Annotated in this window: 2 protein-coding genes; both read right to left on the reverse strand. The window is 51.9% G+C overall.

The window, feature by feature from the left end:
- Positions 1 to 421, reverse strand: a 421-nt coding sequence (locus tag RMO84_RS04090; protein WP_310487202.1) for an Hpt domain-containing protein, incomplete at its 3' end; no start/stop codon positions are given.
- Between the two features lie 168 nt (positions 422 to 589).
- Positions 590 to 2140 (reverse strand): methyl-accepting chemotaxis protein (locus RMO84_RS04095; protein WP_310487203.1); only part of this gene is annotated, 1551 nt, incomplete at its 5' end.

Below are 2140 nucleotides of genomic sequence, written 5' to 3' on the forward strand. Positions count from 1 at the left end.
CGCGTCCGAAAAAATCACCTAAGTGAGTTTGCAATCTGGCAAATAGAGTCGCCGTCCGTTCGAGGGTAGCAGCTTCATCGTAGGGAATCTTGGCGAGTAGGGCTCTCAAGGGGTCGTACAGGCAATCGTAGCCCTCCATCAAGAGTAAACCTAGTTCCGGGTCGATTTCGAGTTCGGGCGGGTAGAGCGCCTGGAAGACATCTTCTAGGTGATGGGCGATGGTCTCGATCGTTTTGAACCCACAATTAGCCGCACTGCCTTTGATGGTGTGTGCCGCTCGCATCAGGGTATGGACGCGCTCGATCGTTTTTTCTTCAACTAAACCCAGGAGGGTTTGTTCGATGGTTTCGAGTAATTCCGCCGCTTCGATCTCAAAGTATCGATCGAGTGACTCTTGAAAATCTAGATCGTCGGTGGTCATTTAGGGGAAAGGGGGTAGGGGATAGGGGATAGGGTTAGAGGCTCTAGAGGTTAGGGGTGTTTGGGGGATAGAGATTAGGATTTTAGGTTCGATCTAGGTTTGGGACGCAAGCGTCCTTCCTATTGAATACTCCCTATTCCCTATTCCCTATCCCCTATCCCCTCTTCCCTAATCCACCTTAAATCGGCTCACACTAGTCTCCAACACTTGCGAAGTAGCGATGAGCTGTTGGCAAGATTCGGAGATTTGGAGTGCGCTGTCGGAGCTGAGGTTGGCGATCGTGGCGACGTCGATCATGGCTTCGCTCAGTTTTTGGGACTGTTTGGTTTGCGTACCCGCAGATTGACTGATGGCTTTGACGAGTTCGCTGATTTGACCGGTGGCGACGACGATTTCGCTGAGGCTCTGGCGGGTTTCGTTGACCAGGTTGGTACCCTGAACGACTTGGGCGATCCCGATTTCCATTGCTTCGGTTACATCGTTGGTGTCGATCCGGATTTCGTCTACTAAGCGTTCGATTTCGGTGGTCGCATTAGCAGATTGATAAGCCAGGGAGCGAACTTCATCGGCTACGACGGCGAAGCCTTTGCCGTACTGACCCGCGCGGGTGGCTTCGATCGAAGCATTCAAGGCGAGCAAGTTGGTTTGGGTCGCGAAGTTTTCGATCAGGTTGACGACTTTAGAAATCTTCTGGAAGGTTTCGCCCAGGCGTTTGATTTTCTTGGCGGTGGTGGATACGGTGGAGCGGATTTCGAGAATCTCTTCAACCGTGCTTTCCATCAGCGTGTCGCCGTTTTGAACGGTGCGGTTGGCTGATTGGACTACTAGTTCGACCTTTTGAGCGAAGTCGGCAACTTCTTTACTCGAAGCGGCCATCAAGTCTACTTGGATCAAAGCGCGATCGAGTTGTTCGAGTTCTTGTTGGGCTTGAGCGGAGAGGTTGTTTACCAGCATGTTGTTTTCGCTGGAGGTGCTGCTGACGCTAATCGCGGCGGTCTGGACTTGACGCACCAGTTCCCGCAGACTTTGAATGGTGGTATTGTAACCATCGGCGATCGTCCCGATTTCGGTTTCGGAGAGAGGAGCGCGGACGGTTAAGTCACCTCGGAAGGAAGGGCCGATCGCCTTGAGGACGCGGAGGGCTTCCTGTTCCAATTCTTGACGGTTAGCGCGTTCTCGATCGACGATCGCCGATAGCTCTTGCTCTTGAGTCTTAACTTTTTCGAGGTATTCAGCAAGCTGGAGCGCAACGCCGATTTGGAGGGCGACTTGTTCGATCACCGATCGTTCGGAGGCATCCCAAACGCGGGGAGCGTCGTTTTGATAGACACCGAGTAAACCCCATAACACACCACCTTTGAAGATTGGCGCGAGGATATAAGCTTTAGCCTGATATTTCTCTAGGGATTGGATATAGCAGTCGGGGAAGTTTCTGGTGTAGATATCATTGACGGCTGTAGATTTAGAACCTTTAGAGTATTTACCGCCTTTGGTGCTTTGGAGATAAGTATCTTCTTCGGTGATATCTTTTTGCGCCCATTTCCGCAGGATACAGCGATCGCTGGTAGCCCGATTGCCAGCAAGGACTTCATCTTTCTTCTGTTCGACTAGCAGCGACACCCAGCCACTACCGACGGATTCGGCGACGACTTGACCGCTCCAATCTTCATTAAACTCATAGACGACAGCGCGATCTGCTTTGGAAGCTTGGCGGATCTC

The sequence above is a fragment of the Chamaesiphon sp. VAR_69_metabat_338 genome (genome assembly GCF_031423935.1).
Classification (GTDB): Bacteria; Cyanobacteriota; Cyanobacteriia; order Cyanobacteriales; family Chamaesiphonaceae; genus Chamaesiphon.